This window comes from Mycobacterium sp. E1747, from assembly GCF_001667775.1.
Classification (GTDB): Bacteria; Actinomycetota; Actinomycetes; order Mycobacteriales; family Mycobacteriaceae; genus Mycobacterium.
The window spans coordinates 24316-48099 of sequence record NZ_LZJI01000186.1; the positions used below are offsets into that span (position 1 = coordinate 24316).

Here is a 23784-nt window from a genome sequence, read left to right on the forward strand (position 1 = left end):
TCTTAGAACCGCGACGGCCCCGGCCACAGCACGCTGGCGCCGCTGAGCGCCTGTTCGACGTTGTCCACGATGCCGGTGACCGTGCGGCCGAGCAGCGCGGCCAGCGCGTCGGGCAACGACGCGGCGGCCGGTTGGGACGAGGCCCGTGGTCGCACCATGTCCAGCAGCGAAGAACTCGGATAGCTCACCACGCGGACGTCGGTGTCCGCGTCCAGGCCGGCCAGGATCTTGGCCCGGCGTACCGCGGTGCGGAAGCCGCCGAGTTCGTCGACCAAGCCCCGCTGCAGGGCGTCGGCGCCGGTCCAGATTCGGCCTTGTGCAACGCGATCGACGGCTTCGGCGGTCAGGTTGCGCGCCTCGGCGACCCGCTGCACGAAGTCCGCGTAGAACAGGTCCGCCTCGGCCTCTCGATGCGCCTGCTGTTCGGGCGTGAACGGCGCGTCGATCGACCAGGCGTCGGCATTGGCGTTCGTGCGCACCGTGTCCGACCCGACGCCCAGCCGGTCCAACAGGTCGCGGATCACCAGCTTGCCGGTGATGACCCCGATCGAGCCGGTGACCGTCGCCGGGTTGGCGACGATCGCGTCGGCCCCCATCGAGACGTAATAGCCGCCGGACGCGGCGACCGCGCCCATCGAAGCGACCACCGGCTTGCCGCGCTTGCGGGCCTGGGTCACCTCGCGCCAGATGCTCTCCGACGCGGTGATGGTGCCGCCGGGACTGTTCACCCGCAACACGATCGCGGACACCGAATCGTCGGCAGCGGCCTCCCGGAGCGCCGCCGCGATGGTGTCGCCGCCCGCGGTCGCGGTGCCCAACGGCAGCAACTGGGGCCCGCCGCGGCCGTCGACGATCATGCCGTCGAGCATGACGACGGCCAGGGTCGGCCGGGGCCGGCGACCGGGAACCGGCGGCTTGGGCGGGGCCAGCCGGGAGCGGGTCGCCCCCGCGTAGCGGGCCAGGAACAGTCGCGGCGGGGTGGTATCATCCGAAACGTCCTCCACGCCAACCAATTCCGCGATGCGCGCGTAGGCCTCGTCGCGGAATCCGATCCGGTCGAGCAGGCCGGCGGTTACGGCGTCGTCACGCAACAGCGGGGCCCGGTCGGCCAGCGCGTCGAGGGCGCCGGGGTCGAGCGTGCGCGATTCGGCGATCGCCCGCCATGCCTGCTCCTGCAGGCTTTCCATCATCCGGGTGACGGCCTCGCGGTGCGCCGTCGTGAAGCCGTGCTCGGTGAAACGGTTTGCCGCCGACTTGTATTGGCCGCGCGCGACGAATTGGGGTTCGATGCCCGCCTTGTCGAACGCGTTGCGCAGGAACGTGGCGTTGCTGGCGAAGCCGATCAGTCCGACGCTTCCCGACGGCTGCATCCACACCTCACCGAACGCCGAGGCCAGGTAGTAGGACAGTGTGCCCGGGTAGGTCTCGGCCCAGGCCAGTGACGGCTTGGCGGCGGTGAAGGCGGTGATGGCCTCGCGCAGCTCCTGCACGGCCGCCGGCGGCGACGCGGCCAGGTTCACGCGGGCGATCAGCCCGGCGACCCGCGGGTCCTCAGCCGCGCGATGGATGGCGGCGATCGCGTCGCGCAGCGCCATCGGCCTGCCGCCGGTGAAGATCGCCAGCGGGTCGAACCCTGTCGCCTCGGGCGGCGCGGACCGCAGGTCGAGTTCGAGCACGCAGCCGTTGGGGACGCCGTGGTGGCGGGCGGTGTCGACGCGCCCGGCCAGCGCGCCGACGTCGTCGACCCCGGGAAGCGAGGGCAGGAAGGCGAGCATGTTTGCAGCGTACCGACACCGCACCCGTACGGTGGTGGGGTGAGGTTCGCCATCGCCATCCCTCAGTTCGACTACGACCGGTTCGACGACGTCGGGGTGCGTGACTACCTGCGCCGGGCGGAGGAGCTCGGGTTCGAGGGCGGCTGGGTTCTGGAGCAGATCATCGGGAACGCACCGCTGCTGGCGCCGCTGGAGCTGCTGGCCTACTGCGCGGCCTGCACCGAACACCTTCGCCTGGGGGTGGCCGTCCTGGTGACCTCGCTGCACGATCCGCTGCAACTGGCGTCATCCGTCACGGCGGTCGATCGGCTCAGCCACGGCCGGCTGGACGTCGGCGTCGGGACCGGCGGGGGGTTTCGCAGGTTCGCGGCGTTCGGTGTCGAAAAGGACACCTACATCTCGTATTTCACCGAGGGCCTGAAGCTGATGAAGGCCGCCTGGTCCGACGAGCCGCGGGTGACGTTCCACGGCCGGTTCCGCGACGTCGATGACGTGCCGATCGCGCCGAAACCGGTGCAGCGGCCGCACCCGCCCATCTGGTTCGGCGGCCTGGCGCCCAAGGCGCTGGCCAGGGCGGTGCGCCACGGCGACTCGTTCTTGGGCGCCGGCTCGTCGACCACCGAGGCGTTCACCGGGGCCGTCGCCGTGGTGCGCCGAGAACTCCGCGAACAGCACAAGGATCCGGCGCACTTCACCATCGGCAAGCGCGTCTACCTCACGGTCGACGACGACGCGGCACGCGCCCGCGACCGTGTGCTCGCGGGGCTGCGGCGGATCTACGGCAAGATGCCCGGCGTCGAGGATGTGCCGGTGTCGGGCACGCCCGACGACGTCGCGCGCGGGCTGCGTGAGGTGATCGACGCCGGCGCCGAGTACCTGTTGCTCAACCCGGTCGGCGTCGACGTCGGCGAGAACCGCGAGCAAATGGAACGCCTTGCCGCGGAGGTCATTCCGCGGTTGGGTTGATCAGAGCTCGGTGACCGAGCCGCCCGCGGCGGTGATCTTGTCGCGCGCGCTGCCGCTGAACTTGTGCGCGGAGACCTCGACCTTGACGCTCAGCTTGCCGTCGCCGAGGACCTTGACCAACGTGTTCTTGCGGACGGCACCCTTGGCCACCAGCTCGTCCACGCCGACCGAACCGCCCTGCGGGAACAGCCGATTGATGTCGCCGACGTTGACGATCTCGTACTCGGTGCGGAACCGGTTGCGGAATCCCTTGAGCTTGGGCAGCCGCATGTGAAGCGGCATCTGCCCGCCCTCGAAGGTGGCCGGCACGTTCTTGCGGGCCTTGGTGCCCTTGGTGCCGCGGCCGGCGGTCTTGCCCTTCGACCCCTCACCGCGACCGACGCGGGTGCGGGCCGTCTTTGACCCGGGGGCCGGCTTCAGGTCGTGCAGCTTGATGGTCATTTGGCCTCCTCCACCTCAACGAGGTGATTGACCACCGCGATGAGGCCGCGGGTCTGGGGGTTGTCCTCACGGATCACTGAGTGGCGGATCCGCCGCAAACCCAGGGTGCGCAGGCTCTCCCGCTGCTTCCAGCGGGCCCCAATTGTGCTGCGCACCTGGGTGATCTTCAACTGGCTCATTGCGGTGCCGTTCCCTCGCGCGCGGCACTGGCGGCCAGCGCTTCACTTTCACGTCGTGCCCGCAGCATTCCGGCCGGGGCGACGTCCTCGATGGGCAGTCCGCGGCGCGCGGCTACCTCCTCGGGACGCTGCAGCAGCTTGAGCGCGGTGACGGTGGCGTGCACCACGTTGATCGCGTTGTCGCTGCCCAATGACTTGGCCAGGATGTCGCGCACCCCAGCGCATTCCAGCACCGCACGCGCCGCGCCGCCGGCGATGACACCGGTACCGGGGCTGGCCGGGCGCAGCAGCACCACACCCGCGGCCGCCTCACCCTGCACCGGGTGCGTGATGGTGCCGCCGATCAGCGGCACGCGGAAGAAGCCCTTGCGCGCCTCTTCCACGCCCTTGGCGATGGCGGCCGGTACTTCCTTGGCCTTGCCGTAGCCGACGCCGACCATGCCGTTGCCGTCTCCGACGATGACCAACGCGGTGAAGCTGAAGCGCCTACCACCCTTGACCACCTTGGAGACACGGTTGATGGCGACGACCCGCTCCAGGTAGTTGCTCTTGTCGCCGTCGCGGTCGCGGCCACCGCGGCCGCCGCCGTCGCGCCGACCGCGGCTGTCGCGGTTGTCGCCGCGCGAGTCGCGGTTGTCGCCGCGGGCCTCGGGGCCGCCGGCTGACTGTTCCGCCATTATGCGGTCCTTCCGGTCTTGTTCAGGCTCTTGATCATCTAGAAACTCAATCCGTTCTCGCGCGCGGCATCGGCCAGCGCCGCGATCCGTCCGCCGTAGGTGTACCCGCCGCGGTCGAAGACCACGGAGCCGACGCCGGCGGCCTTGGCGCGCTCGGCGATCAATTGCCCCACCCGCACGCTGCGGGCCTTTTTGTCGCCCTGCAGTCCGCGCACGTCGTCCTCGATCGACGACGCGGCGGCCACGGTGGTGCCGTTCTCGTCGTTGACCAGTTGCACGTGAATGTGTCGCGCGGACCGGTTGATGACGAGCCGCGGACGCTCCGGGGTGCCCACGATCTTCTTGCGCAGTCGGGCGTGCCTACGCAGCCGAGAGACCCGGCGAGTTGCGGACACGCTCTGCCCCACCGGCTTTCGCGCCGCGGTGTCAGCTTGTTTTTGCGCCATGACTACTTACCTGTCTTTCCGACCTTGCGGCGGATCTGCTCACCCTCGTAGCGCACGCCCTTGCCCTTGTAAGGGTCGGGACGGCGCAGGCGGCGGATGTTCGCCGAGATCTGGCCGACCTTCTGCTTGTCGATGCCGGAGATCGAGAACTTCGTCGGGGACTGGACCGCGAAGGTGATGCCCTCGGGCGCCTCGATCACCACGGGATGGCTGTAACCCAGCGCGAACTCGAGGTTGGCGCCCTTGAGCTGCACGCGGTAACCGACCCCGAAGATCTCCATCTTGGTGGTGTAGCCCTCGGTCACGCCGGTGACCAGGTTGGACACCAGCGTGCGCGACAGGCCGTGCAGCGAGCGGTTGCGCCGCTCGTCGTTGGGGCGGGCGACCACGATCGCGCCGTCCTCGTTGCGGTCCACCTTGATCGGTTCGGCCACCGTCAGATTCAGGCTGCCCTTGGGCCCCTTCACCGAGACGTGCTGACCGTCGATCGTTACGTCGACTCCGGCGGGAACCGGAACCGGCTGCTTACCAATGCGCGACATGTCTACTCCCTCACCACACGTACGCGAGGACTTCGCCGCCCACGCCCTGTCTGGCTGCCTGGCGATCCGTCAGCAGGCCCGAGGAGGTCGAGATGATCGCCACGCCCAGGCCGCCGAGCACGCGCGGCAGGTTGGTGGATTTCGCGTACACCCGCAGACCGGGCTTGGACACTCGCCGAAGTCCGGCGATGCTCCGCTCCCGGCTGGGTCCGTACTTGAGCTGAACGATCAGCGACTTGCCCACCCGAGCGTCTTCGGTCCGGTAATCGCTGATGTAACCCTCGCTCTTGAGGATCTGGGCGATGTTGGCCTTGATCTTGGAGTGCGGCAACGTCACCTCGTCGTGGTACGCCGAATTGGCGTTGCGCAGACGTGTCAAGAAGTCTGCGATCGGATCCGTCATAGTCATCGAGCGCTGCTCCTCTTCATCGCTACGCTCTGCATCGTCGTCATCGCGGTCATGACAGCGTTGGTACCTTCCTCGCGGTGGTTCCCGGTTCGGGCCTGTCGCGCACCTGTTCTGGGTTGGTCTTGGGGTCCTGGCTCTTACCAGCTGCTCTTCTGCACGCCGGGCAGCTCGCCCGCGTGCGCCATCTCGCGCAGGCAGATCCTGCACAGGCCGAATTTGCGGAACACCGCGCGCGGGCGGCCGCACTTGTTGCAGCGCGTGTAGCCGCGCACCGCGAACTTCGGCTTGCGTGCGGCCTTGTTGACCAGTGCCTTCTTCGCCATCTACTCAGTTCTCCTTGAAGGGAAAGCCGAGGGCCCGCAACAGCGCTCGTCCTTCGTCGTCGGTCGTCGCCGAGGTGACGACGTTGATGTCCATGCCGCGGACCCGGTCGATCTTGTCCACGTCGATCTCGTGGAACACCGACTGCTCGGCCAGGCCGAACGTGTAATTGCCGACGCCGTCGAACTGCTTGGGCGACAGGCCGCGGAAGTCGCGGATACGCGGCAGCGCGATCGAGGTGAGCCGGTCGAGGAATTCCCACATCCGGTCGCCGCGCAGGGTGACCCGGGCGCCGATCGGCATGCCCTCGCGCAGCTTGAACTGCGCGATGGACTTGCGCGCCCTGCGGATCTCCGGCCGTTGCCCGGTGATCAGCGCGAGGTCGTTGACCGCGCCGTTGATCAGCTTCGCGTCCCGTGCCGCGTCGCCGACACCCATGTTGACGACGACCTTGGTGACGGTCGGGATCTGCATGACGTTCCCGTAACCGAACTGCTGCTGCAACGAATCACGAATCTCGTTGCGGTAGCGCTCCTTCAGGCGCGGCTGCGCCTTCTCAGTTGTCGTCATAACTAGATGTCCTTGCCGTTGCGCTTGGAGATGCGGACCCGCTTGCCGGTCTCCTCGTCGACCCGGTAGCCGACGCGGGCGGGCTTGCCGTCCGAGTCGACGACCATCACGTTCGAGACGTGGATCGGGGCTTCCTGGGTGACGATTCCGCCCGACTGGGCTCCGCGCTGGTTGCTCGAGATCGCGGTGTGCTTCTTGATTCGGTTGACGCCCTCGACCAGCACCCGGTTGCGTTCCGGGTAGGCCTGCAGCACCTTGCCCTTGGCACCCTTGTCCTTGCCGGCGATGACCAGGACGGTGTCGCCTTTGCGGACCTTCATTTACAACACCTCCGGGGCGAGCGAGATGATCTTCATGAACCGCTTCTCACGCAGCTCGCGGCCGACGGGCCCGAAAATGCGCGTGCCGCGCGGGTCGTTGTCCGGCTTGATGATCACCGCGGCATTCTCGTCGAACTTGATGTAGCTGCCGTCCGGGCGGCGGCGCTCCTTGACCGTGCGCACCACGACGGCCTTGACGACATCCCCGCGCTTGACGTTGCCGCCTGGGATGGCGTCCTTGACGGTGGCGACGATGACGTCACCGATGCCGGCGTAGCGTCGCGACGAACCACCGAGCACCCGGATGCACAAGATCTCCTTGGCGCCGGTGTTGTCGGCGACCTTCAGCCGCGATTCCTGCTGAATCACTCGATCTCCTGACCTGGTTGCGTGTGCACGCCAGGACGCAGGCCAAAGCCCACCAAAAAACCTGACATGCGCGGTCTTTGTCACCGAAGGGCACGCGGGGCCGATTCGCACCGGCCGAGGTCTGCCCAAGGCAACCCCTAGAGTCTAGGGGACGACCAGCTCAGAGCCAAATTCGCGGCCCACGGGGCATCTGCGCGAGGTCAACGGGCGGTTTCCCCGATTCTTCGGATATCACCGAGATGGTGCACGCCCTCGTGCATGGCCTGGCGCACGAGCCAGCGGGCGGTGCGCTGCTCACCCGGCAACCGCGTTCCCGTGCGGTCCCAGCCGCGATCTTCGGTGCGCGCGGCCTCGTCGCGGAAGCCCGCCGCCGCCGCCGCCAGCTCGGCGAGCGTGGCGTCGATATCGCAATCGTTGTAGCGGAAGCGGCGGGCCCGCAGATCGTTGAGCATCGGCTCCCAGGCGGGCCGTTCTTCGGTGCGGACGCGGTGCAGGCGGATGGTGAAGCTGACATAGACGTCGCGCAGGTGGCAGAGATATTCGGCGACCGACCACACGTCGGGGCCGGGCCGGACCCGTCGCGACTCCGGCGGGATCGCGGACACGGCCTCCCGGGCGGCGTCCGGCAGCCCGGCGATCACGCCGATCGCGTGGTCGAGCCGAGTCTCCGAATAGCTCACCCCGCAGGCGGCGCAGACATGGTCCTCGCCGGCCAGCGGGGGCAGCGACGGGGACATGGAGCAATCTTCCACCTAGAGAACGGTGCACCCACTGGGAACGGGGTTGGGTGTGCCTTCACGGCGTTGCGTGTGCCTCCACGGCGTTGCGTGTGCCTCCACGGCGTTGCGTGTGCCTCCACGGCGGAAAAATCGCCTAAATCCCGCCACCTGAGCACGCCCGACGCCGTCAGCGCACGCCCGACGCCGCATGCGCACAGCCGACGCCACATGCCCATACCCGACGCCCTCAGCGCACTGAACGCCCTGCGTGAAGAGAGGCCCTCCACGGGTGTCGCGCCGCTAGTCCCCTTGCCGGACCCAGGCGAAGATGTACAGACTCATCGCCGTCACGAGCGCGATCAACACCCACTGCACGATCGCCTGGTCGATCCACGAACCGGGTGGCGGCGCGCCGGGAAGGATGTTGCGCAGCGGGACGATCGCGAACAGGTTGGCGGCATACCAGGTGGCGAAGGGCGGCAGGAACTTCCTACGCCCCAGCGCCATCGGGATGGCGACCAACAGCGCCAGGGTGGGCAGGCTGATCAGGACCAGGCAGATGCCCAAGTCGAAGATCAGCGGGCCCTTGGCCCGCTTGAGCGTGATCACCACGTTCCCGTTGTCGGTGCCGCGCTGCGTCGGCAGCGCACCGGGATCGTGGACGCGGTTGACGCTGATGTCCCAGCCATCCAGCTCCCCGGTGACCTCGACCCGCGCGGGCACCTTCTTCAGGTTGTCGCCGGACCCGACGAAGGCGTCGGCCGAGATGGGCTCGGTCTTATAGGAATCGAACGGCCAGTTGCCCGGGTCGCCGTGCGCCACGACGGTGGTGTTGAGCTGCGCCGGCGCCTTGCCCTTCGGGTAGTGCAGGTCACCGAGGTCGCTCGTCGGGTACAGCCGCACCGCGACGTCGGTCCCCAGCACGTCGAACCGGTTGTCGTAGGTCGAAATGCCCGGGTAGACGAGGACATTCACGCCGAGGCGCTTGGCGACCGGCTTCAGCTCCTCGACCTGAAGCTGCACGATGGTCGCATCGCCGCCACCCTGGCTCAGGTCGAGTGGCGGGAGCGGCCCCTCCGATCGTTCGAGCCAGTGGACGCCGAACAGCGACAGCATGTAGGCCGTGACGACAACGGCCAGGATGGCGACGCCGATCACGATACGCGGCCGCTTCGCCATGTGTTTGCCACCGGGCGGCGCGGAAAGCGTCGGTGCATCCGACGGGGGCGGCGGGGCCGGCGCCGCGGGGGCCTCGGCGGTCATTGGCAACCCCCTGGCGATCCGGGGCCGGTCGAGGGCCACACGTGGTCAGATGCTAGCGAACTCACGCGGGCCGTGCGCGCCGACGAACGCCCCGTCACACGCCGTGCATGCGGCGGTAACCCGCCCGTCGCCTCAGCGTCGGGCGGCGCCGCCGGGAACGGAGTCCGTTTGCTGCGCGACGCAACGGAACCCGATGTGGGTGGTGGCGGTGTCCTGTGACTGCGGCGATCGGGCGGCCGGACGGTACCGGTGGCAGTATTCCGGCGCGCACAGGTGGGAACCGCCCTTCAGCGTCTGGCTGACGGCCGGATTCGCCGGGCCCGTCGGGGAGCAACATGCCTTGGGCGGCCCGTCGATCCGGTGGTGCGCGGAGAACTCCGTCGCGGTCCATTCCCAGACGTTGCCGATCATGTCGAGCAGACCGAAGCCGTTGGGCGCAAAGGTGCCGACCGGCGACGTGCCCACCCAGCCGAGGGCGCCGTCGTTGCGATAGGGGAACCGGCCCTGCCAGGTGTTGGCCATCAGCCCACCGGTGGGGTTGGGCTCCTCCCCCCACGCGTACGTGCCGGCGCTCCCGCCGCGGGCGGCGTATTCCCACTCGGCCTCGGTCGGCAGCCGCCGGCCCGCCCAACGCGCGTAGGCGGCCGCGTCGGGGTAGGCCACCTGCACCACCGGGTGATCGGCCCGGTCGGCGATGTCGCTGTCCGGGCCGAACGGATGCCGCCAATCCGCACCCGGCACCCATTCCCACCATTGCCGCCAGTCGCGCAGGTCTACCGGGCCCGGCGTGGGCCGGAAAACCATGGCACCGGGGCGCAGGTCCGCCGGGTTGGCGCCGGGATACAGCGCCGGGTCGATCGGCTGCTCAGCGACCGTCACATAGCCTGTGGCCGAGACGAATTCGGCAAACTGCGCGTTAGTCACGGGGTGCCGCTCCACCGCAAAGGCGGCAACGGTCACCGTGTGGATCGGCGCCTCTTCAGGGTAGAAGCTGGTCGAGCCCATGCGGAACGATCCGCCGGGTAGGTCGACCAGCTCGGTTAGCACCCGTTCAGGGTACGAGCACCTCAGTCGGAATGGCGGTACCACGTGAGCATGTACAACCCCATCGCCCGACCAGCGCGAGCAACACCCAGATCACCAGCGCCTGGTCGATCCAGGCGCTGGCCGGGGCAGCCCTTCACCTGATGTTTGTTTGCTTGGCGGGCGGGATCGCGGTATGTCTCGACGTGTGTCGAAACGGGGCAAGTGCCCCAGTGCTCGCCGTAGCCGCCGGGCGTCAGATGCATCGTCGCCCGCTCGGGTGACAATCCGGAGCCTCCAGGAGCCAGCCACCGTGAAACGCAACCCACCGGCGACCGCCATCAGCCTGCTCGCCGCGGCGGCAGTGGCGGTTTCGGCATGCAGCGCCGACCCCCACCCGATGTTGGCCTACGCCGCGGGCGCCAAGGTGGATTGCGGCGGCAAGCAGACCCTGACGGCCAGCGGTTCGACCGCACAGGCCAACGCCATGACGAAGTTCGTCGCGGCCTATGGCAAGGTGTGCGCCGGGCAGACCCTCAACTACACCGCCAACGGTTCGGGCGCAGGGATCAGCGACTTCCTCTCCGGCAAAACGGATTTCGGCGGATCGGACACGCCATTGTCGGGAGACCAGTACGCGGCGGCCAAACAGCGCTGCGGTGGCGCCGACGCCTGGAACCTGCCCGTCGTGTTCGGCCCGCTGGCGATCACCTACAACCTGGGCTCGGTCGACTCGTTGGTACTCGACGCGTCGACGATCGCCAAGATCTTCGACGGCACCATCACCCGCTGGGATGACCCGGCCCTCACCGCGCTCAACGCGTCCATGCCGGCCGAAGACATCCGCGTCATCTACCGCAGCGACGCCTCCGGAACCACCGACAACTTCCAGTCCTACTTGCAGGCGGGCTCCGGCGGGGCCTGGACCAAGGGCACGGGCAAGGCCTTCAACGGCGGCGTCGGCACCGGCGCCCAGGGCAACAACGGCACCGCGGCGCTGGTGAAATCCACCGAGGGCGCGATCAGTTACAACGAGTTGTCCTTCGCGCTGCAGCAAGGGCTTTACGCCGCCGAGATCAAAACCCCGGCGAGCCGCAGGTCGTTGCGGCCGGTGCGCATCGGTACCGACACGGTCGGCAAGACCATCACCGGCGCCAAGATCATCGGCACCGGCAACGACCTGGTGCTCGACATCTCGTCGTTCTACAACCCCGCCCAGCCCGACGTCTATCCGATCGTGCTGGCCACCTACGAGATCGTCTGCTCCAAGTACCGCACCCTGGACGCGGCGAAGGCGGTCAAGGCGTTCCTACAGGCGGCGATCGGGCCCGGGCAGGTCGACCTGGCGAGGAGCGGCTACATCCCGCTGTCGCCCGACTTCCAATCCCGGGTCTCCAGCGCCGTCGACGCGATCAGCTCCGTGGAGGCACCCAATACCGAGTGACTGCAGCCTAATTCGGCTTCTTCCGCTCGCGTGATCGCCACCAGGCGATGATAAACAGGGACATCGCGGTTACCAACCCGATCAACACCCACAGCACGACGGCCTGGTCGATCCACGAACCGGGCGGCGGGGAACCGGGGAGGAAGTTCCGCAGCGGGACGACGGCGAAGAGCAGCGCCGCGAACCACGTTCCCAACGGCGGCAAGAACGTCGTCCGGCCCAACGCCATCGGAATGGCCACCCACAGCGCCAGCACCGGCAGGGCGATCAGGACCAGGCAGATGCCGACGTCGAAGATCAGCGGGCCCTTGGACCTTTCCAACGTGATGATCACGTTGTCCTGGACGTCCGGGTTGGCGTCGTCGGGGTCGTGGACGCGGGTCACCGTGGCGTCCCAGCCGTCCAGCTTTCCGGTGACTTCCACACGGGCGGGCATCTTTTCGCGGTTTTGGCCGGTGCCGGTGAACACGTCGGCCGCGATGACTTCCGTCTTGTAGGAGTCGAACGGCCAGTTACCGGGATCGCCGTGGGCCACCAGCGCGGTGCTGACCTGCCCGGGCGCCTTCCCTACCGGGTATTGCAAGTCACCCAGGTCGTTCTCCGGATACAGCCGCACCGCCGCGTCGGTGGTCAGCACGCCGAAGTTCTTGTCGTAGAGCGAATCCTTCGGGTACACAAGCACATTCACCGTCAGCCGGTTCGCAACGGTATCCAGCTTCTCGAGGTGCACCTGCACGACGCTGTCATCGGCCTCGAGCTTGCTGAAATCCACCGGGGGCAGCGGGGGCGCCGATTTGGCCAGCAGGTGCACGGCGATCAGGGACAGCACGTAGATGACGATGACGGCGACGACGATCCCGAAGGCGATCGCGATTTGCCGGCCCCGGGTACCGGTCGGCGCTGGCGGTGCGGGCGGCGCCGGAGTCCCGGCGGTCATTGAGGCATCACGGGCCAGATGCTAGCAGGGGAAACGGCAAGTTTCAGGGAATAGTGACGGCGAATTGCTGCATTGCTGTGGATTTGGCCGCTTCGAATCCCCGGGCTTTGCCGGGCCCCTCCAGATGGACGGCAACCAAATACTTCTGGGTGTTCGTCCAAACGTGGGTGATGCGGTCGGCGAAGTCGTTTGCGCCCGCGCCGCCACCGGTGCCGCTGAGCAACTGGCTGCTGTAACCGCAGAATTGGGCGGCGGTGACGGCGACTTTGACTCCCGGATTGGCGGTTCGCAAGTCGGTGGCGTAGCGCAGGAAAGCCCCGCCTGGTTCGAGGTCGGTGGGGACGATGCTGACCCGCACCGCCATGCCATCGGGGCCGGACGCCGTCAACGCGACATCGCCGGTGCCCGGGGTCGACGGCCAGCCATCCGGCAGCGGGACCGTGAGCACCGGCGCCGTCGGATCCGCGACCGACGCCTTGGTCATGGAGCCACTGGCGGGTGGCGGGAAGCACATCAGCGCATTAGGCGGAATGTGGTCGGGCAGCGTGGTTTCGACGCCAGGGACCGGTTCGGCCGGGTCGGGCACTCGCGTCGTCGAAGCGGTGGCAACGGTCGGCGGTGAGCTCCCGCCCATGGCCGTGCCGGCGGTGGTCTTCTCGCAGCCCACCGCGACGACCGCCAGCAGGCACAGCGCCGGGACGTCAGTCGCGCGAAAAGGCAAGCGCAATGTCGGCTTCCACATCCACGTAGGGCCGGCCGGACAGGTCGACGGTGACCTGCGCGATGCTGCCGCCAGTGAACGAGAACGGGGCCTTGTAGCGGGTGGACACCCCCGACCCCCCGTTGCGCCCGACGGTGATCCCCGCACCCGCGAGCCCGAACGTTCCGGGATGGGTCTGCACATCCGCGAGCGTGCCGACCACTTCGTCGTCGATGAACAACGTGACGTCGCCGAGCGGGGTGTGGCTGTTGGCGACGGTGCCGGTCCGCGAATAGCTCACCCCCAGCAGGTGTTTGCCCAGCGGCACCGCGCTCGCCGAGGAAACCACCTGCTGGCGCTCGCCCAGGAAGTTGTAGACGTAATGCAGGCGCCCGTCCTGAATGAACAACACGTGCCCGCCGTGCGCGCCACCCTGCTTGAACAGCACCCCCTCCGCTCCGGTGGTATCGACCGTCACCTCGGCCAGCAGCGAGAACGACCTACCCTGGATTTCGGCGGCGGCCCCGATGCTCACGTCGGCGCAGTCGGGATAGTAGACGTAGCTGGTCCGGTTGCCGCCGAGGTACGGCCGGGGCCGCGTCATCGTCTCGATGATGTTGAGGTCCGAGAGCGGCAGCCCGTTGTACTTGGCGGCCTCGGCAAACCAAAGCGCCTTGAGTTCTTCCAGTTTGTCCGGGTGCTCGGCGGCCAGGTCGTGGCACTGGCTGCGGTCGGCCTCGATGTGGAACAGCTCCCAGCGGTCGGCGTCGAAATGCGACCACCCGGCCGGCGTTGCCGCGTGGACGGTGTTGGCGAACCAACCCTGATGCCAGATGCCGCGGGTGCCGAGCATGGAGTAGAACTGCGTCCGCTTGCCGGTGTCGGCGGCCGAATCGGCCAGGGCCGCTTTGAAACTGACCCCGTCCAACGGCTTTTGCGTGATCCCCCGGACGGTTTCGGGCGGCGTCATGCCCAGCAAATCGTAGACCGTGGGCGTGACATCGCAGACGTTGACGTAGTTGTCGCGGATCTCCCCGTGTGCGGCAACACCATTGGGCCAGGAGATGATGGCCGTGTCGGCGATGCCGCCCTCGTGCGAGGCGTACCGCTTGTACAGCTTGTACGGGGTGTTGAAGGCCATCGCCCAGCCGATCGGGTAATGGTTGTAGGTCTCCGGCCCGCCCAAGTGGTCGAACAGCTTCATGCTCTCTTCGACGGTGTCGATGTAACCGTTGAAGAACTTGCCCTCGTTCACCGAGCCGTTCGGCCCGCCCTCCCCGCTGGCGCCGTTGTCGGAGATCACCACGATGATGGTGTTGTCGAGCTGACCGGATTCCTCCAAATAGTCCAGAATCCGGCCGATTTGGGCGTCGGTGTAGCTCAGGAAGCCGGCGAACACCTCGGCCATCCGGGCGAACAGCCTCTGCTCATCGGGGTTCAGCGAGTCCCACGGCCGCACCGTGTCCTGCAGCGGCCACGGCTCCCCTTTTGGCCCCGTCACGTCCGCGTACGGGTTGACCGGCGACAGCTCGGTGTCCGGCGGCACGATCCCCATCGACTTCTGGTTCTCCAGCACGATCTCGCGATAGCGCTCGTAGCCCATGTCGAAGCGGCCGGCGTAGCGGTCCGCCCACTCTTTGAAGACGTGGTGCGGTGCGTGCCCGGCGCCCGGGCACACGTAGGAAAACCACGGCTTGTCCGGCGCGATCACCTTGGCATCGCGGATGAACTCGATGGTCTTGTCGGCGAGGTCCTTCGAGAGATGATAACCGTCCTCCGGGGTACCCGGCGGGTTGACCGGATGGTTGTCATACACCAGGTCGGGATACCACTGGTCGGTCTCGCCGCCCATGAACCCGTAGAACCGCTCGAAGCCGCGCGAGGTCGGCCAATGCCGTTTCGTCGACGCCAGATTGGACTCCTCGAGCGGGGTCAGGTGCCACTTGCCGACGCAGTACGTGTTGTAGCCACGCTCGGCGAGCACCTCGGAGAGCAGCGCGGTGTCGAACGGAATGCGGCCATTGCAGTTGGGAAACCCATCGGTGAACTCCTCGATGGTGGCCATGCCGACCGTGGTGGCGTTGCGGCCGGTCAACAACGACGCCCGCGTCGGCGAGCACAGCGCGGTGGTGTGGAACTGCGACAACCGCACACCCCGCTCGGCGATACGGGTCATCGCCGGCATCTCGACCAGGCCGCCGAAACAATCCCACGTCGCGATACCGGTGTCATCCCACACCAGATACAAGATGTTCGGCGCACCCTCGGGAGCCGACGGTGCCGCATAGGGCCCCCAGTCCGGCTCGGAATCCCGAATATCCAGCTCGATCTTGCCCTCGAAGGCGCGGGAGTCAGTCGACATGCGCCGAGAGTAACGCGGCCGCGTGAATTCCGATCGCTTTTCGCCGACCACCACCCCCGCACAGCAAAACGCCCGGGACCACAGGGACCGGGGCGTTTCGATGCCGCTGCGCCGTTACTTGGCCTTCTCCAGGATTTCCACGAGCCGCCACCGTTTGGTGGCCGACGTCGGGCGCGTCTCCATCAGCGAGACGCGGTCGCCGATGCCCGCGGTGCTGTTCTCGTCGTGCGCCTTCACCTTCTTGGTGGTACGGATGATCTTGCCGTACAGCGGGTGACGCACGCGGTCCTCGAGTTCGACGACGATGGTCTTCTGCATCTTGTCACTCACCACGTAACCGATGCGCACCTTGCGCCGGCCCCGCACCTTGGGGTTGGCCGGAGTGTGCTTGGCGCCCTTCTCTTTCGAGCCGGCGTCCTTCGGGGCGGCCGCTTTTGCGGGCGCGTTCTTCGCTTCTGCCATCACGATTCCTTACCGTCGGGCCCGGAAGCCAGGCCCAGTTCTCGTTCGCGCAGCACGGTGTAGACGCGCGCGATCTCCTGACGCACCGTGCGGAGCCGGCGGTTGTTCGACAGCTGCCCGGTCGCCATCTGGAAGCGGAGGTTGAACAGCTCCTCCTTGGATTCGCGGAGACGCTCGGTCAGCTCCTCGTCGGTGAGCTCACGCAGTTCGCCTGGCGAAATTCCCACTGCCATCAGAACTGATCCTCTCGAGTCACGATGCGTGCCTTGATCGGCAACTTGTGGATTGCACGGGTGAGGGCTGCCCGGGCCACCTGCTCGTTGGGGTAGCTCAGCTCGAACAGCACGCGGCCCGGCTTGACGTTGACCACCCACCATTCCGGGGAGCCCTTACCCGAACCCATCCGGGTTTCGGCGGGCTTCTTGGTCAGCGGGCGGTCCGGGAACACGTTGATCCACACCTTGCCGCCACGCTTGATGTGGCGGTTGATGGCGATACGGGCGGACTCGATCTGCCGGTTGGTGACGTAGGCGTGCTCGAGCGCCTGGATGCCGTAGTCACCGAAGTTCACCGCCGTGCCGCCGCTGGCGATGCCGCGCTGGCGGGGATGGTGCTGCTTGCGGTGTTTGACCCTGCGGGGAATCAACATGATTCAGCTCTCCTGCGGTTCTGCAGCGGGCGCGGCCTCGGCCGCCGCCGCCTGCTCCTCGGCACCCGCGGCGGCGCGACCGGCCTCGGTGCTGGTCGCCGTGGTGCCCGATGCACCGCTGCGCCGGGGACGGGTACCCGACGGACGCTCGCGGCGCGGGCGGTCGCCGCCCGCCGGGGCTGCCACGGCCAATTCGCGCTTGCCGCCGACGATGTCGCCCTTGTAGATCCACACCTTCACACCGATCCGGCCGAAGGTGGTCTTGGCCTCGTACAGGCCGTAGTCGATGTCGGCGCGCAGCGTGTGCAGCGGCACCCGGCCCTCGCGGTAGAACTCCGAACGGCTCATCTCCGCACCGCCGAGACGACCCGAGCACTGCACCCGGATGCCCTTGACGTTGGGCTGGCGCATCGCCGACTGGATGGCCTTACGCATGGCACGGCGGAACGCGACCCGGTTGCTCAGCTGTTCGGCGACGCCCTGCGCCACCAGCTGGGCCTGCGACTCGGGGTTTCTGACCTCGAGGATGTTGAGCTGAACTTGCTTCTTGGTCAGCTTCTCCAGGTCCGCACGGATGCGGTCGGCCTCGGTGCCGCGACGGCCGATCACGATGCCGGGGCGCGCGGTGTGAATGTCGACCCGCACCCGGTCGCGGGTGCGCTCGATCTCCACGTCGGCGATGCCGGCGCGCTCCAGGCCGGTCGACAGCAGCCGCCGGATGGCGACGTCTTCCTTGACGTAGTCGGCGTACTGCTTGTCGGCGTACCAGCGGGACTTCCAGTCCGTGGTGATGCCCAGCCGGAAGCCATGCGGATTGATCTTCTGGCCCACTAGTCTGAGCCTCCCTTCGCCTCAGAAGTCTCAGACGTAGTTTTCTTCGCCGGAGCGGACTTCGCCGCGGCTTTCTTGGCGGGTGCCTTCTTCGCCGCGGCCTTGTCGGCGGGCGCCTTCGCGGCGGCCTTGCTGGCCTCGGCGCGGCGTGCCCTCGTCGACTTCGCCGAACGCTGGTCCTTGGCCGGCCGGCTCTCCACCACGACGGTGATGTGGCTGGTGCGCTTGCGGATCCGGAACGCGCGGCCCTGGGCGCGCGGGCGGATGCGCTTGGCGGTCGGGCCCTCGTCGGCGTAGACCGTCGCGACCACCAGGGTCGCCGGGTCCAGCCCGTTGTTGTTCTGCGCGTTGGCGGCGGCGCTGGCGATCACCTTGGCCACCGGCTCGCTGGCGGCCTGGGGCGCCCAGCGCAGGATGTCGAGCGCGTCGGACACCGACCGTCCACGCACCAGGTCGATCACCCGGCGCGCCTTCGTCGGTGAGACCCGCACGAACCGCGCCTTGGCGACCGCCGACGGGAATTCAGTTGAGGTCATCGCCTTTTGGCCTTCCGGTCGTCCTTGATGTGTCCCTTGAAGGTGCGCGTCGGCGCGAACTCACCAAGCTTGTGACCGACCATCGCCTCGGTGACGAACACCGGGACGTGCTTGCGCCCGTCGTGGACGGCGAAGGTGTGGCCGATGAAATCCGGGATGATCGTCGAACGCCGGGACCAGGTCTTGATGACCTGCTTGGTGTTCTTCTCGTTCTGAACGTCCACCTTCTTGAGCAGGTGGTCGTCGACGAACGGGCCCTTCTTCAGGCTGCGTGGCATGTGTTACTCCTCGACTTCAGTCGTCGGCGCGATTCCTTCTCATCGCGCTGCGCGCTCTGCATCGTCATCACGCGCTAGCGACCGTGCTTCTTGCCGGTGCGCCGGCGCCGGACGATGAGTTTGTTGCTGGCCTTGTTCGGGTGGCGGGTGCGGCCCTCCGGCTTGCCCCAGGGGCTCACCGGGTGCCGGCCACCGGAGGTCTTACCCTCACCACCACCGTGCGGGTGGTCCACCGGGTTCATCACCACACCACGGACCGAGGGGCGCTTGCCCTTCCACCGCATCCGACCGGCCTTGCCCCAGTTGATGTTCGCCTGCTCGGCGTTGCCCACCTCGCCGACCGTGGCGCGGCAGCGCACGTCGACGCGACGGATCTCACCGCTGGGCATCCGCAGCGACGCGTAGGTGCCCTCCTTGCCGAGTAGCTGGATGCTCGAGCCGGCGGACCGCGCCAGCTTGGCGCCACCGCCCGGCCGCAGCTCCACGGCGTGGATCACGGTACCGGCCGGGATGTTGCGCAGCGGCAGGTTGTTGCCCGGCTTGATGTCGGCGTTCGCGCCCGACTCCACCACGTCGCCCTGCGAAAGGCCCTGCGGCGCGATGATGTAACGCTTCTCGCCGTCCAGGAAGTGCAGCAGCGCGATGTTGGCGGTGCGGTTGGGGTCGTACTCGATGTGCGCGACCTTGGCGTTGACCCCGTCCTTGTCGTTGCGACGGAAGTCGATCACCCGGTAGGCGCGCTTGTGGCCGCCGCCCTTGTGGCGGGTGGTGATGCGGCCGTGCGCGTTACGGCCACCGTGGCCGTGCAGCGGGCGCACCAGCGACTTCTCCGGCTCCGACCGGGTGACCTCGGCGAAGTCGGACACGCTGGAGCCGCGGCGGCCCGGGCTCGTCGGCTTGTACTTACGAATTGCCATGTCTAATCAGGTCTTTCTCTCGCTAGGCCGGGGCGCCGAACAGGTCGATCGGCTTACTGCCCGGCGCCAGCGTGACGATGGCCCGCTTGGTGCCCTTGCGCTTGCCGTATCCGGTCCTGGTGCGCTTGCGCTTGCCCTGCCGGTTCGCGGTGTTCACCGACGCGACCTTGACGGAGAAGATCTTCTCGATCGCGATCTTGATCTGCGTCTTGTTCGAATCGGGGTGCACCACAAAGGTGTACACGTTCTCATCCAGCAGCCCGTAGGACTTCTCCGAGATGACCGGGGCCAAGATGATGTCGCGGGGGTCGGTGATGGTCGCCATCTACGCCGAAACCTCCTCGGTGCTAGTCGTGTTGCCACCGATGTAGGCGTTGAGGGCCTCGACGCTGAAGATCACGTCGTCGGAGAGCAGCACGTCGTAGGTGTTGAGCTGGTCTGGCGTCAGGATGTGCACGCCCGGCAGGTTGCGCACGCTCTTGGCGCCGGCCTCGTCGCTGCGGCCGATCACGATCAGCACCTTCTTGCGGTCGGTCAGCGTGCCCAGGAACGCCCTGGCGTTCTTGGTCGACGGCGTCTGACCCGCCACCAGCTCGGTGACCGCGTGGATGCGGCCGTTGCGGGCCCGGTCGGACAACGCGCCGCGCAACGCCGCGACGATCATCTTCTTCGGGGTGCGCTGGGAGTAGTCGCGCGGCTTGGGCCCGTGCACGACGCCACCGCCGGTGAACTGCGGGGCCCGCGTCGAACCCTGACGGGCACGACCGGTTCCCTTCTGCCGGTATGGTTTCCGCCCACCGCCGCTGACCTCGCCGCGGGTCTTGGTCGAGTGCGTGCCCTGACGCGCCGCCGCCCGCTGGGCGGTGACCACCTGATGCATCAGCGCGATGTTGGCCGGGGCATCGAACAATTCGGCCGGCAACTCGACGGAGCCCTCGACCTTGCCGTCGGGCGTCTTGACGTCAATCTTGAGTGCTGCCATTACTTCTCACCTCGTTTGATCGCGCTGCGGACCACCACGAGCCCACCGGTGCGGCCGGGGACCGCGCCCTTGATCAACAGCACGCCGTTCTCGGCATCGACCTTGTGCACCACCAGGTTCTGCACCGTCACGCGGTCGTTGCCCATCCGGCCCGCCATCCGGGTGCCCTTGAACACCCGCGCGGGGGTGGCGCAGCCACCGATGGAACCCGGCCGGCGGTGGACCGCCTGCGCACCGTGGCTGGCGCCCTGGCCGCGGAAGCCGTGGCGCTTCATGGTGCCGGCGAAGCCCTTCCCCTTGGAGGTTCCGGTGACGTCGACGTAGCTGCCGTCGGCGAAGATCTCCGCGGTCAGCTCCTGGCCGACCTCGTATTCGCTTGCCGCGGCCTCGTCATCGAGCCGCAACTCGGCGAGGTGCCGGCGGGGGTTGACACCCGCGGCGCTGTACTGCCCGGTCACCGGCTTGTTCACCTTGCGGGGGCTGATCTCGCCGTACGCCAGCTGAACGGCGCTGTAACCGTCGCGCTCGGGTGTGCGGATCCGGGTGACCACATTGGGTCCTGCTTTGACCACCGTCACCGGGACGACCCGGTTGTTCTCGTCGAACACCTGCGTCATGCCCAGCTTGGTACCCAGAATGCCTTTTCTTGCCATGAGCTCTGGATCTCCTACTGGATGTTGACGTCGACACTGGCCGGAAGGTCGATGCGCATCAGCGCGTCGACGGTCTTCGGCGTCGGGTCGAGGATGTCTATCAGCCGCTTGTGAGTACGCATCTCGAAGTGCTCCCGCGAGTCCTTGTACTTATGCGGAGAGCGGATGACGCAATACACGTTCTTCTCAGTCGGCAGCGGCACCGGACCTACGACACTGGCACCCGTGCGGACGACGGTCTCGACGATTTTGCGCGCCGATGCGTCGATGGCCTCATGGTCGTAGGCCTTGAGCCTGATGCGGATCTTTTGTCCCGCCACGCTTCTCCTACCCTCACTCCACTTACAAAAATCCGTGTCCGGACCTGGTGCTCCCAGCGCGCTGATCGGCCTGGCCGTTCGAGCGTCGCGCCGGATACTGCGCCGCTGTTTACCTGTCGTGGTCCACCGGCCCCCGCGGTCGGGTGTGTCACCCTCACGCAGCCTGGACCGCGGCGAAATTGTCGCGCTCCAAGGATGGGACCGGACGCGCCCGTTTGGGCGCTGGTCGTATGCCCGACCAGGCGCGAACCTGGCCCAAGGCAACCTGAACAGTATGCCCTAGATCATGGGATTGGCCAAATCCCGGACGAAGGCCACCGACCTGCTTCTTTGGCCTCAGGCGCCCGCCGGTTCGACGCTCGCGGCGCCCGCCCGATTGTGTCTGCGCTGAACATAGAGGAAGCCGTCGACCGCGGCCAGCGCGCACTCGCGGTAGTCGAAGTCGGGGAGGGTGGACAGGCGGCCCAGCACGAGGGGACCGATCAGCAGCGCGATGGCCCGCGACCGGTCCACCTCACCCAGCTCGGCGGCCTCGGGGCTGTCGAAGATGGCGTCGAACGGCGCGGCGTACTGCTGGGCGATCCGCTCACGCAGCGTCGTGATCGCCGTGCTGTTCACCGCGCAGTCGCGGGGTTCCGGCAGTTCGTCGAGGTCCCGGCCCATGGACAACCAGGACATGGCCGTCATCAGCGCCGGCGCCTGCGCCACCGACTCGGCCTGGGCCAGCACCACCGCCACCAGGCGATCCCGCAGCGAACCCTCGGCCGGCGGCGTCGGGGACGGCGGGATGAGGCTGTTGAAAGCCGCTGCCAGCAGGTCGTTTCCGCTCGGGAAGTGGCGATACAGCGTGGCCCTGGCCACGTTGGCGGTGCGGGTGACCGCGTCGACGGTCACCGCGCTGGGACCCCCCGAACGCAGCAACGTGGCGGCGGCCTCGAGCAAACGGGCCCGCGAGCGTGCTGGACGGGGATCGGTAGTACCGCCGATTGCGACCCACCTCCGACGTTTGGGAACGAGACTATCGGTCTACCTACAAGACCATTGGTCTCGAAACTTCCCAACGCCGCCGTGAGGAGGCGCACATGCTCGAAACCCTGGCCCGGCCCGACCAGCGTACTGATCCAGCCAGCATTGGCGGTAGCCCCCGAGCACGAAACTGGACGCTGACCGTCGCCTGCATGGGCGTCGCCCTGGTAGTCGCGTCGATGACGGCGCTCAACACCGCGCTGGGGGACCTCGCGGTGGCCACCTCGGCCACGCAGTCCCAGCTCAACTGGGTCGTCGACGGCTACACCGTGGCGCTGGCGTGCCTGCTGTTGCCGGCGGGTGCGATCGGTGACCGCTACGGCAGGCGCGGCGCGCTGTTGATCGGGCTAATCGTGTTCTCGGTCGGGTCGACGGCGCCGGCCATGCTGCACAGCCCGGCGCAGATCATCGCCGGGCGGGCGTTGGCCGGGATCGGCGCCGCCTTCGTGATGCCGGCGACGCTGTCGCTGCTGACCGTGGCCTATCCGAAGGACGACCGCGCCAAGGCGGTCGGGATCTGGGCCGGCACGGCCGGGTCCGGCGGCGTGCTGGGCATGCTCGGTTCGGGCCTGCTGCTGCGATTCGCGGACTGGCACGCGATCTTCTGGTCCCTGGGTGCCGCCGGGCTGGTGATCTTCGCGCTCGCGTGCACCGTCGCCTCGTCGCGGGACAGCGGTGCGCCGCGGATCGATTCGCTGGGCGCGGTCCTGATCGGCGCCGCGGTGGCGATCGCCGTTGCCGCGATCCTGGAGGCGCCCACCCGCGGGTGGGGTGACCCCCTGGTCTGGGGCGGGCTGGCCGCGGGTGCGGTGCTCGCCGCGGCGTTCGGCGCCGTCGAGTTGCGGCTCGGCGGACGCGGCCGCGAACCGTTACTGGATGTCCGGTTGTTCGCCGACCCGAATTTCGCCACCGGCGTCGCCGCAATCGTCATCCTGTTCGGCGCGACGTTCGGGTTCTTCTACATCGGGATGCAGTACGTGCAGCAGATCATGGGCTACTCGGCCCTGGCGACGGCCATCGCCTTCGGTCCGTTCATGGTGCCGCTGGGCATCTTTTCGGCGCTGTCGTTCTGGTACGTGCCCAAACTCGGTCTGCGGCTGGTGCTGTTCATCGGCACGCTGCTGATGGCGGTCGGCTTCGCCTGCATGTACCGGCTGGGCCTGAACTCCTCCTACACCGAATTCGCCTGGCCGACCTTGATATTGGCCACCGGCATCGGAATCTGCACGGCCCCCACGACATCGGCGATCATGGGCGCGGTGCCCGACGAGAAGCAGGGCGTCGCCTCCGCGGTCAACGACACCTCCCGGGAGATGGGCGGCGCGTTGGGCATCGCGGTGGCCGGTTCCATTCTGGCCGGCCGCTATTCGCACGAGCTCGCGCCGAAGTTGGCCGGCTTTCCCGAGCCGGTCCGCCGCCCGGCCACCGATTCGCTGGCCAAGGCCGTCGAGGTCGCCGGCCGGCTGGGACCCCAGGGGCACCAGCTCGCGGAGGCCAGCAAGACCGCGTTCCTGGCCGCCCTGCACGCCTCGACCATCACGATGGCCGTGATCGTCGCCGTCGCCGCGATGCTGGTCGGCATTTGGGCCCCCGGCCGCGACGGCCGGCAGCTGCGGCCGGTCCGCGGCCTACTCGCCCGCCGCCGGTCCTGACCCGATCAGGCGCTC

Annotated in this window: 32 protein-coding genes; 3 read left to right on the forward strand and 29 right to left on the reverse strand. The window is 67.9% G+C overall.

Annotated features, from left to right (window positions below; translation table 11 throughout):
* Positions 1–2 precede the first annotated feature (2 nt).
* Complete coding sequence (gene sppA, locus A5695_RS18325; RefSeq protein ID WP_068085178.1) at positions 3–1775, reverse strand: signal peptide peptidase SppA; 1773 nt, start codon at positions 1773–1775, stop codon at positions 3–5.
* A 39-nt stretch (positions 1776–1814) separates the two neighbouring features.
* Here sppA and A5695_RS18330 point away from each other — a divergent pair, with 39 nt between their 5' ends.
* Positions 1815–2741, forward strand: coding sequence for an LLM class flavin-dependent oxidoreductase (locus tag A5695_RS18330; protein ID WP_068085273.1), 927 nt, complete (start codon positions 1815–1817; stop codon positions 2739–2741).
* Here the strand turns inward: A5695_RS18330 and rplO are convergent, their stop codons facing one another.
* From rplO to A5695_RS18395, 13 genes are all read right to left on the reverse strand, one after another.
* On the reverse strand, positions 2742–3182 hold the full coding sequence (gene rplO / locus A5695_RS18335) for a 50S ribosomal protein L15 (protein WP_068085181.1): 441 nt from the start codon (positions 3180–3182) through the stop codon (positions 2742–2744).
* Positions 3179–3361: a 50S ribosomal protein L30 gene (rpmD, locus tag A5695_RS18340; protein WP_055401836.1), complete on the reverse strand. Its 183-nt coding sequence runs from the start codon at positions 3359–3361 to the stop codon at positions 3179–3181. The genes rplO and rpmD overlap by 4 nt, the downstream gene beginning before the upstream one ends.
* Positions 3358–4038, reverse strand: a complete 681-nt coding sequence (gene rpsE, locus A5695_RS18345) for a 30S ribosomal protein S5 (protein WP_067273089.1) — start codon at positions 4036–4038, stop codon at positions 3358–3360. The genes rpmD and rpsE overlap by 4 nt, the downstream gene beginning before the upstream one ends.
* A gap of 38 nt (positions 4039–4076) precedes the next feature.
* Positions 4077–4445, reverse strand: a complete 369-nt coding sequence (gene rplR, locus A5695_RS18350; protein ID WP_156749730.1) for a 50S ribosomal protein L18 — start codon at positions 4443–4445, stop codon at positions 4077–4079.
* 41 nt (positions 4446–4486) lie between these two features.
* The gene (gene rplF / locus A5695_RS18355) at positions 4487–5026 is read right to left on the reverse strand and encodes a 50S ribosomal protein L6 (RefSeq protein ID WP_068085186.1); all 540 of its coding nucleotides are present in this window, start codon (positions 5024–5026) and stop codon (positions 4487–4489) included.
* A gap of 10 nt (positions 5027–5036) precedes the next feature.
* Entirely contained in the window at positions 5037–5435 is a 399-nt protein-coding gene (rpsH, locus tag A5695_RS18360) for a 30S ribosomal protein S8 (protein WP_007167852.1), read from the reverse strand.
* 137 nt (positions 5436–5572) lie between these two features.
* Positions 5573–5758, reverse strand: coding sequence for a type Z 30S ribosomal protein S14 (locus A5695_RS18365; RefSeq protein WP_003873499.1), 186 nt, complete (start codon positions 5756–5758; stop codon positions 5573–5575).
* A 4-nt stretch (positions 5759–5762) separates the two neighbouring features.
* A complete protein-coding gene (gene rplE / locus A5695_RS18370; RefSeq protein ID WP_068085188.1) occupies positions 5763–6326 on the reverse strand; it encodes a 50S ribosomal protein L5 in 564 nt (187 codons plus the stop codon).
* Positions 6327–6328: 2 nt separating this feature from the next.
* Positions 6329–6646 (reverse strand): 50S ribosomal protein L24, encoded by a 318-nt coding sequence (gene rplX / locus A5695_RS18375; RefSeq protein WP_067273078.1) that lies wholly within the window; start codon positions 6644–6646, stop codon positions 6329–6331.
* Entirely contained in the window at positions 6647–7015 is a 369-nt protein-coding gene (gene rplN, locus A5695_RS18380; RefSeq protein ID WP_003403649.1) for a 50S ribosomal protein L14, read from the reverse strand. It lies immediately after the preceding gene.
* 200 nt (positions 7016–7215) lie between these two features.
* Positions 7216–7752, reverse strand: coding sequence for a DinB family protein (locus A5695_RS18385; protein WP_068085190.1), 537 nt, complete (start codon positions 7750–7752; stop codon positions 7216–7218).
* 282 nt (positions 7753–8034) lie between these two features.
* Positions 8035–8913: a DUF4436 domain-containing protein gene (locus tag A5695_RS18390; protein WP_082946170.1), complete on the reverse strand. Its 879-nt coding sequence runs from the start codon at positions 8911–8913 to the stop codon at positions 8035–8037.
* Positions 8914–9129: 216 nt separating this feature from the next.
* Entirely contained in the window at positions 9130–10044 is a 915-nt protein-coding gene (locus A5695_RS18395) for a formylglycine-generating enzyme family protein (protein WP_068085194.1), read from the reverse strand.
* Positions 10045–10333: 289 nt separating this feature from the next.
* Here A5695_RS18395 and pstS point away from each other — a divergent pair, with 289 nt between their 5' ends.
* The gene (pstS, locus tag A5695_RS18400; RefSeq protein ID WP_068085276.1) at positions 10334–11464 is read left to right on the forward strand and encodes a phosphate ABC transporter substrate-binding protein PstS; all 1131 of its coding nucleotides are present in this window, start codon (positions 10334–10336) and stop codon (positions 11462–11464) included.
* 7 nt (positions 11465–11471) lie between these two features.
* Here pstS and A5695_RS18405 read toward each other — a convergent pair whose 3' ends face one another.
* The 15 genes from A5695_RS18405 to A5695_RS18475 form a co-directional block, all read right to left on the reverse strand.
* Positions 11472–12401, reverse strand: a complete 930-nt coding sequence (locus A5695_RS18405) for a DUF4436 domain-containing protein (RefSeq protein WP_068085198.1) — start codon at positions 12399–12401, stop codon at positions 11472–11474.
* A 43-nt stretch (positions 12402–12444) separates the two neighbouring features.
* Positions 12445–13128: a hypothetical protein gene (locus A5695_RS29770; RefSeq protein ID WP_231974893.1), complete on the reverse strand. Its 684-nt coding sequence runs from the start codon at positions 13126–13128 to the stop codon at positions 12445–12447.
* Positions 13103–15463: an arylsulfatase gene (locus A5695_RS18415; protein WP_068085279.1), complete on the reverse strand. Its 2361-nt coding sequence runs from the start codon at positions 15461–15463 to the stop codon at positions 13103–13105. The genes A5695_RS29770 and A5695_RS18415 overlap by 26 nt, the downstream gene beginning before the upstream one ends.
* Positions 15464–15577: 114 nt before the next feature.
* The gene (rpsQ, locus tag A5695_RS18420; RefSeq protein WP_068085202.1) at positions 15578–15925 is read right to left on the reverse strand and encodes a 30S ribosomal protein S17; all 348 of its coding nucleotides are present in this window, start codon (positions 15923–15925) and stop codon (positions 15578–15580) included.
* Positions 15925–16158, reverse strand: a complete 234-nt coding sequence (gene rpmC / locus A5695_RS18425; RefSeq protein WP_067274850.1) for a 50S ribosomal protein L29 — start codon at positions 16156–16158, stop codon at positions 15925–15927. Before rpmC ends, rpsQ begins: the two co-directional genes overlap by 1 nt.
* Positions 16158–16574, reverse strand: coding sequence for a 50S ribosomal protein L16 (rplP, locus tag A5695_RS18430; RefSeq protein WP_007167840.1), 417 nt, complete (start codon positions 16572–16574; stop codon positions 16158–16160). Before rplP ends, rpmC begins: the two co-directional genes overlap by 1 nt.
* Before the next feature lie 3 nt (positions 16575–16577).
* Complete coding sequence (gene rpsC, locus A5695_RS18435) at positions 16578–17405, reverse strand: 30S ribosomal protein S3 (RefSeq protein ID WP_068085205.1); 828 nt, start codon at positions 17403–17405, stop codon at positions 16578–16580.
* Positions 17405–17941 carry a 50S ribosomal protein L22 gene (rplV, locus tag A5695_RS18440; protein WP_068085208.1) on the reverse strand — a complete coding sequence of 179 codons (537 nt, stop codon included), beginning with the start codon at positions 17939–17941 and terminating at the stop codon, positions 17405–17407. The genes rpsC and rplV overlap by 1 nt, the downstream gene beginning before the upstream one ends.
* Positions 17938–18219: a 30S ribosomal protein S19 gene (gene rpsS, locus A5695_RS18445; RefSeq protein ID WP_010908582.1), complete on the reverse strand. Its 282-nt coding sequence runs from the start codon at positions 18217–18219 to the stop codon at positions 17938–17940. The genes rplV and rpsS overlap by 4 nt, the downstream gene beginning before the upstream one ends.
* Before the next feature lie 74 nt (positions 18220–18293).
* Positions 18294–19136 (reverse strand): 50S ribosomal protein L2, encoded by an 843-nt coding sequence (rplB, locus tag A5695_RS18450; RefSeq protein WP_067739765.1) that lies wholly within the window; start codon positions 19134–19136, stop codon positions 18294–18296.
* 22 nt (positions 19137–19158) lie between these two features.
* A complete protein-coding gene (gene rplW, locus A5695_RS18455; RefSeq protein WP_046183668.1) occupies positions 19159–19461 on the reverse strand; it encodes a 50S ribosomal protein L23 in 303 nt (100 codons plus the stop codon).
* Complete coding sequence (gene rplD, locus A5695_RS18460; RefSeq protein WP_068085213.1) at positions 19462–20118, reverse strand: 50S ribosomal protein L4; 657 nt, start codon at positions 20116–20118, stop codon at positions 19462–19464. It abuts the gene before it with no gap.
* Positions 20118–20771: a 50S ribosomal protein L3 gene (gene rplC, locus A5695_RS18465; protein ID WP_067753501.1), complete on the reverse strand. Its 654-nt coding sequence runs from the start codon at positions 20769–20771 to the stop codon at positions 20118–20120. The genes rplD and rplC overlap by 1 nt, the downstream gene beginning before the upstream one ends.
* A gap of 14 nt (positions 20772–20785) precedes the next feature.
* Positions 20786–21091 carry a 30S ribosomal protein S10 gene (gene rpsJ / locus A5695_RS18470; RefSeq protein WP_003873519.1) on the reverse strand — a complete coding sequence of 102 codons (306 nt, stop codon included), beginning with the start codon at positions 21089–21091 and terminating at the stop codon, positions 20786–20788.
* Between the two features lie 336 nt (positions 21092–21427).
* Complete coding sequence (locus tag A5695_RS18475; RefSeq protein ID WP_068085216.1) at positions 21428–22033, reverse strand: TetR/AcrR family transcriptional regulator; 606 nt, start codon at positions 22031–22033, stop codon at positions 21428–21430.
* Between the two features lie 140 nt (positions 22034–22173).
* On the opposite strand from A5695_RS18475, the gene A5695_RS18480 reads away from it, so the two are divergent.
* Positions 22174–23769, forward strand: coding sequence for an MFS transporter (locus A5695_RS18480; RefSeq protein ID WP_068085219.1), 1596 nt, complete (start codon positions 22174–22176; stop codon positions 23767–23769).
* The last annotated feature ends 15 nt before the right edge of the window (positions 23770–23784 follow it).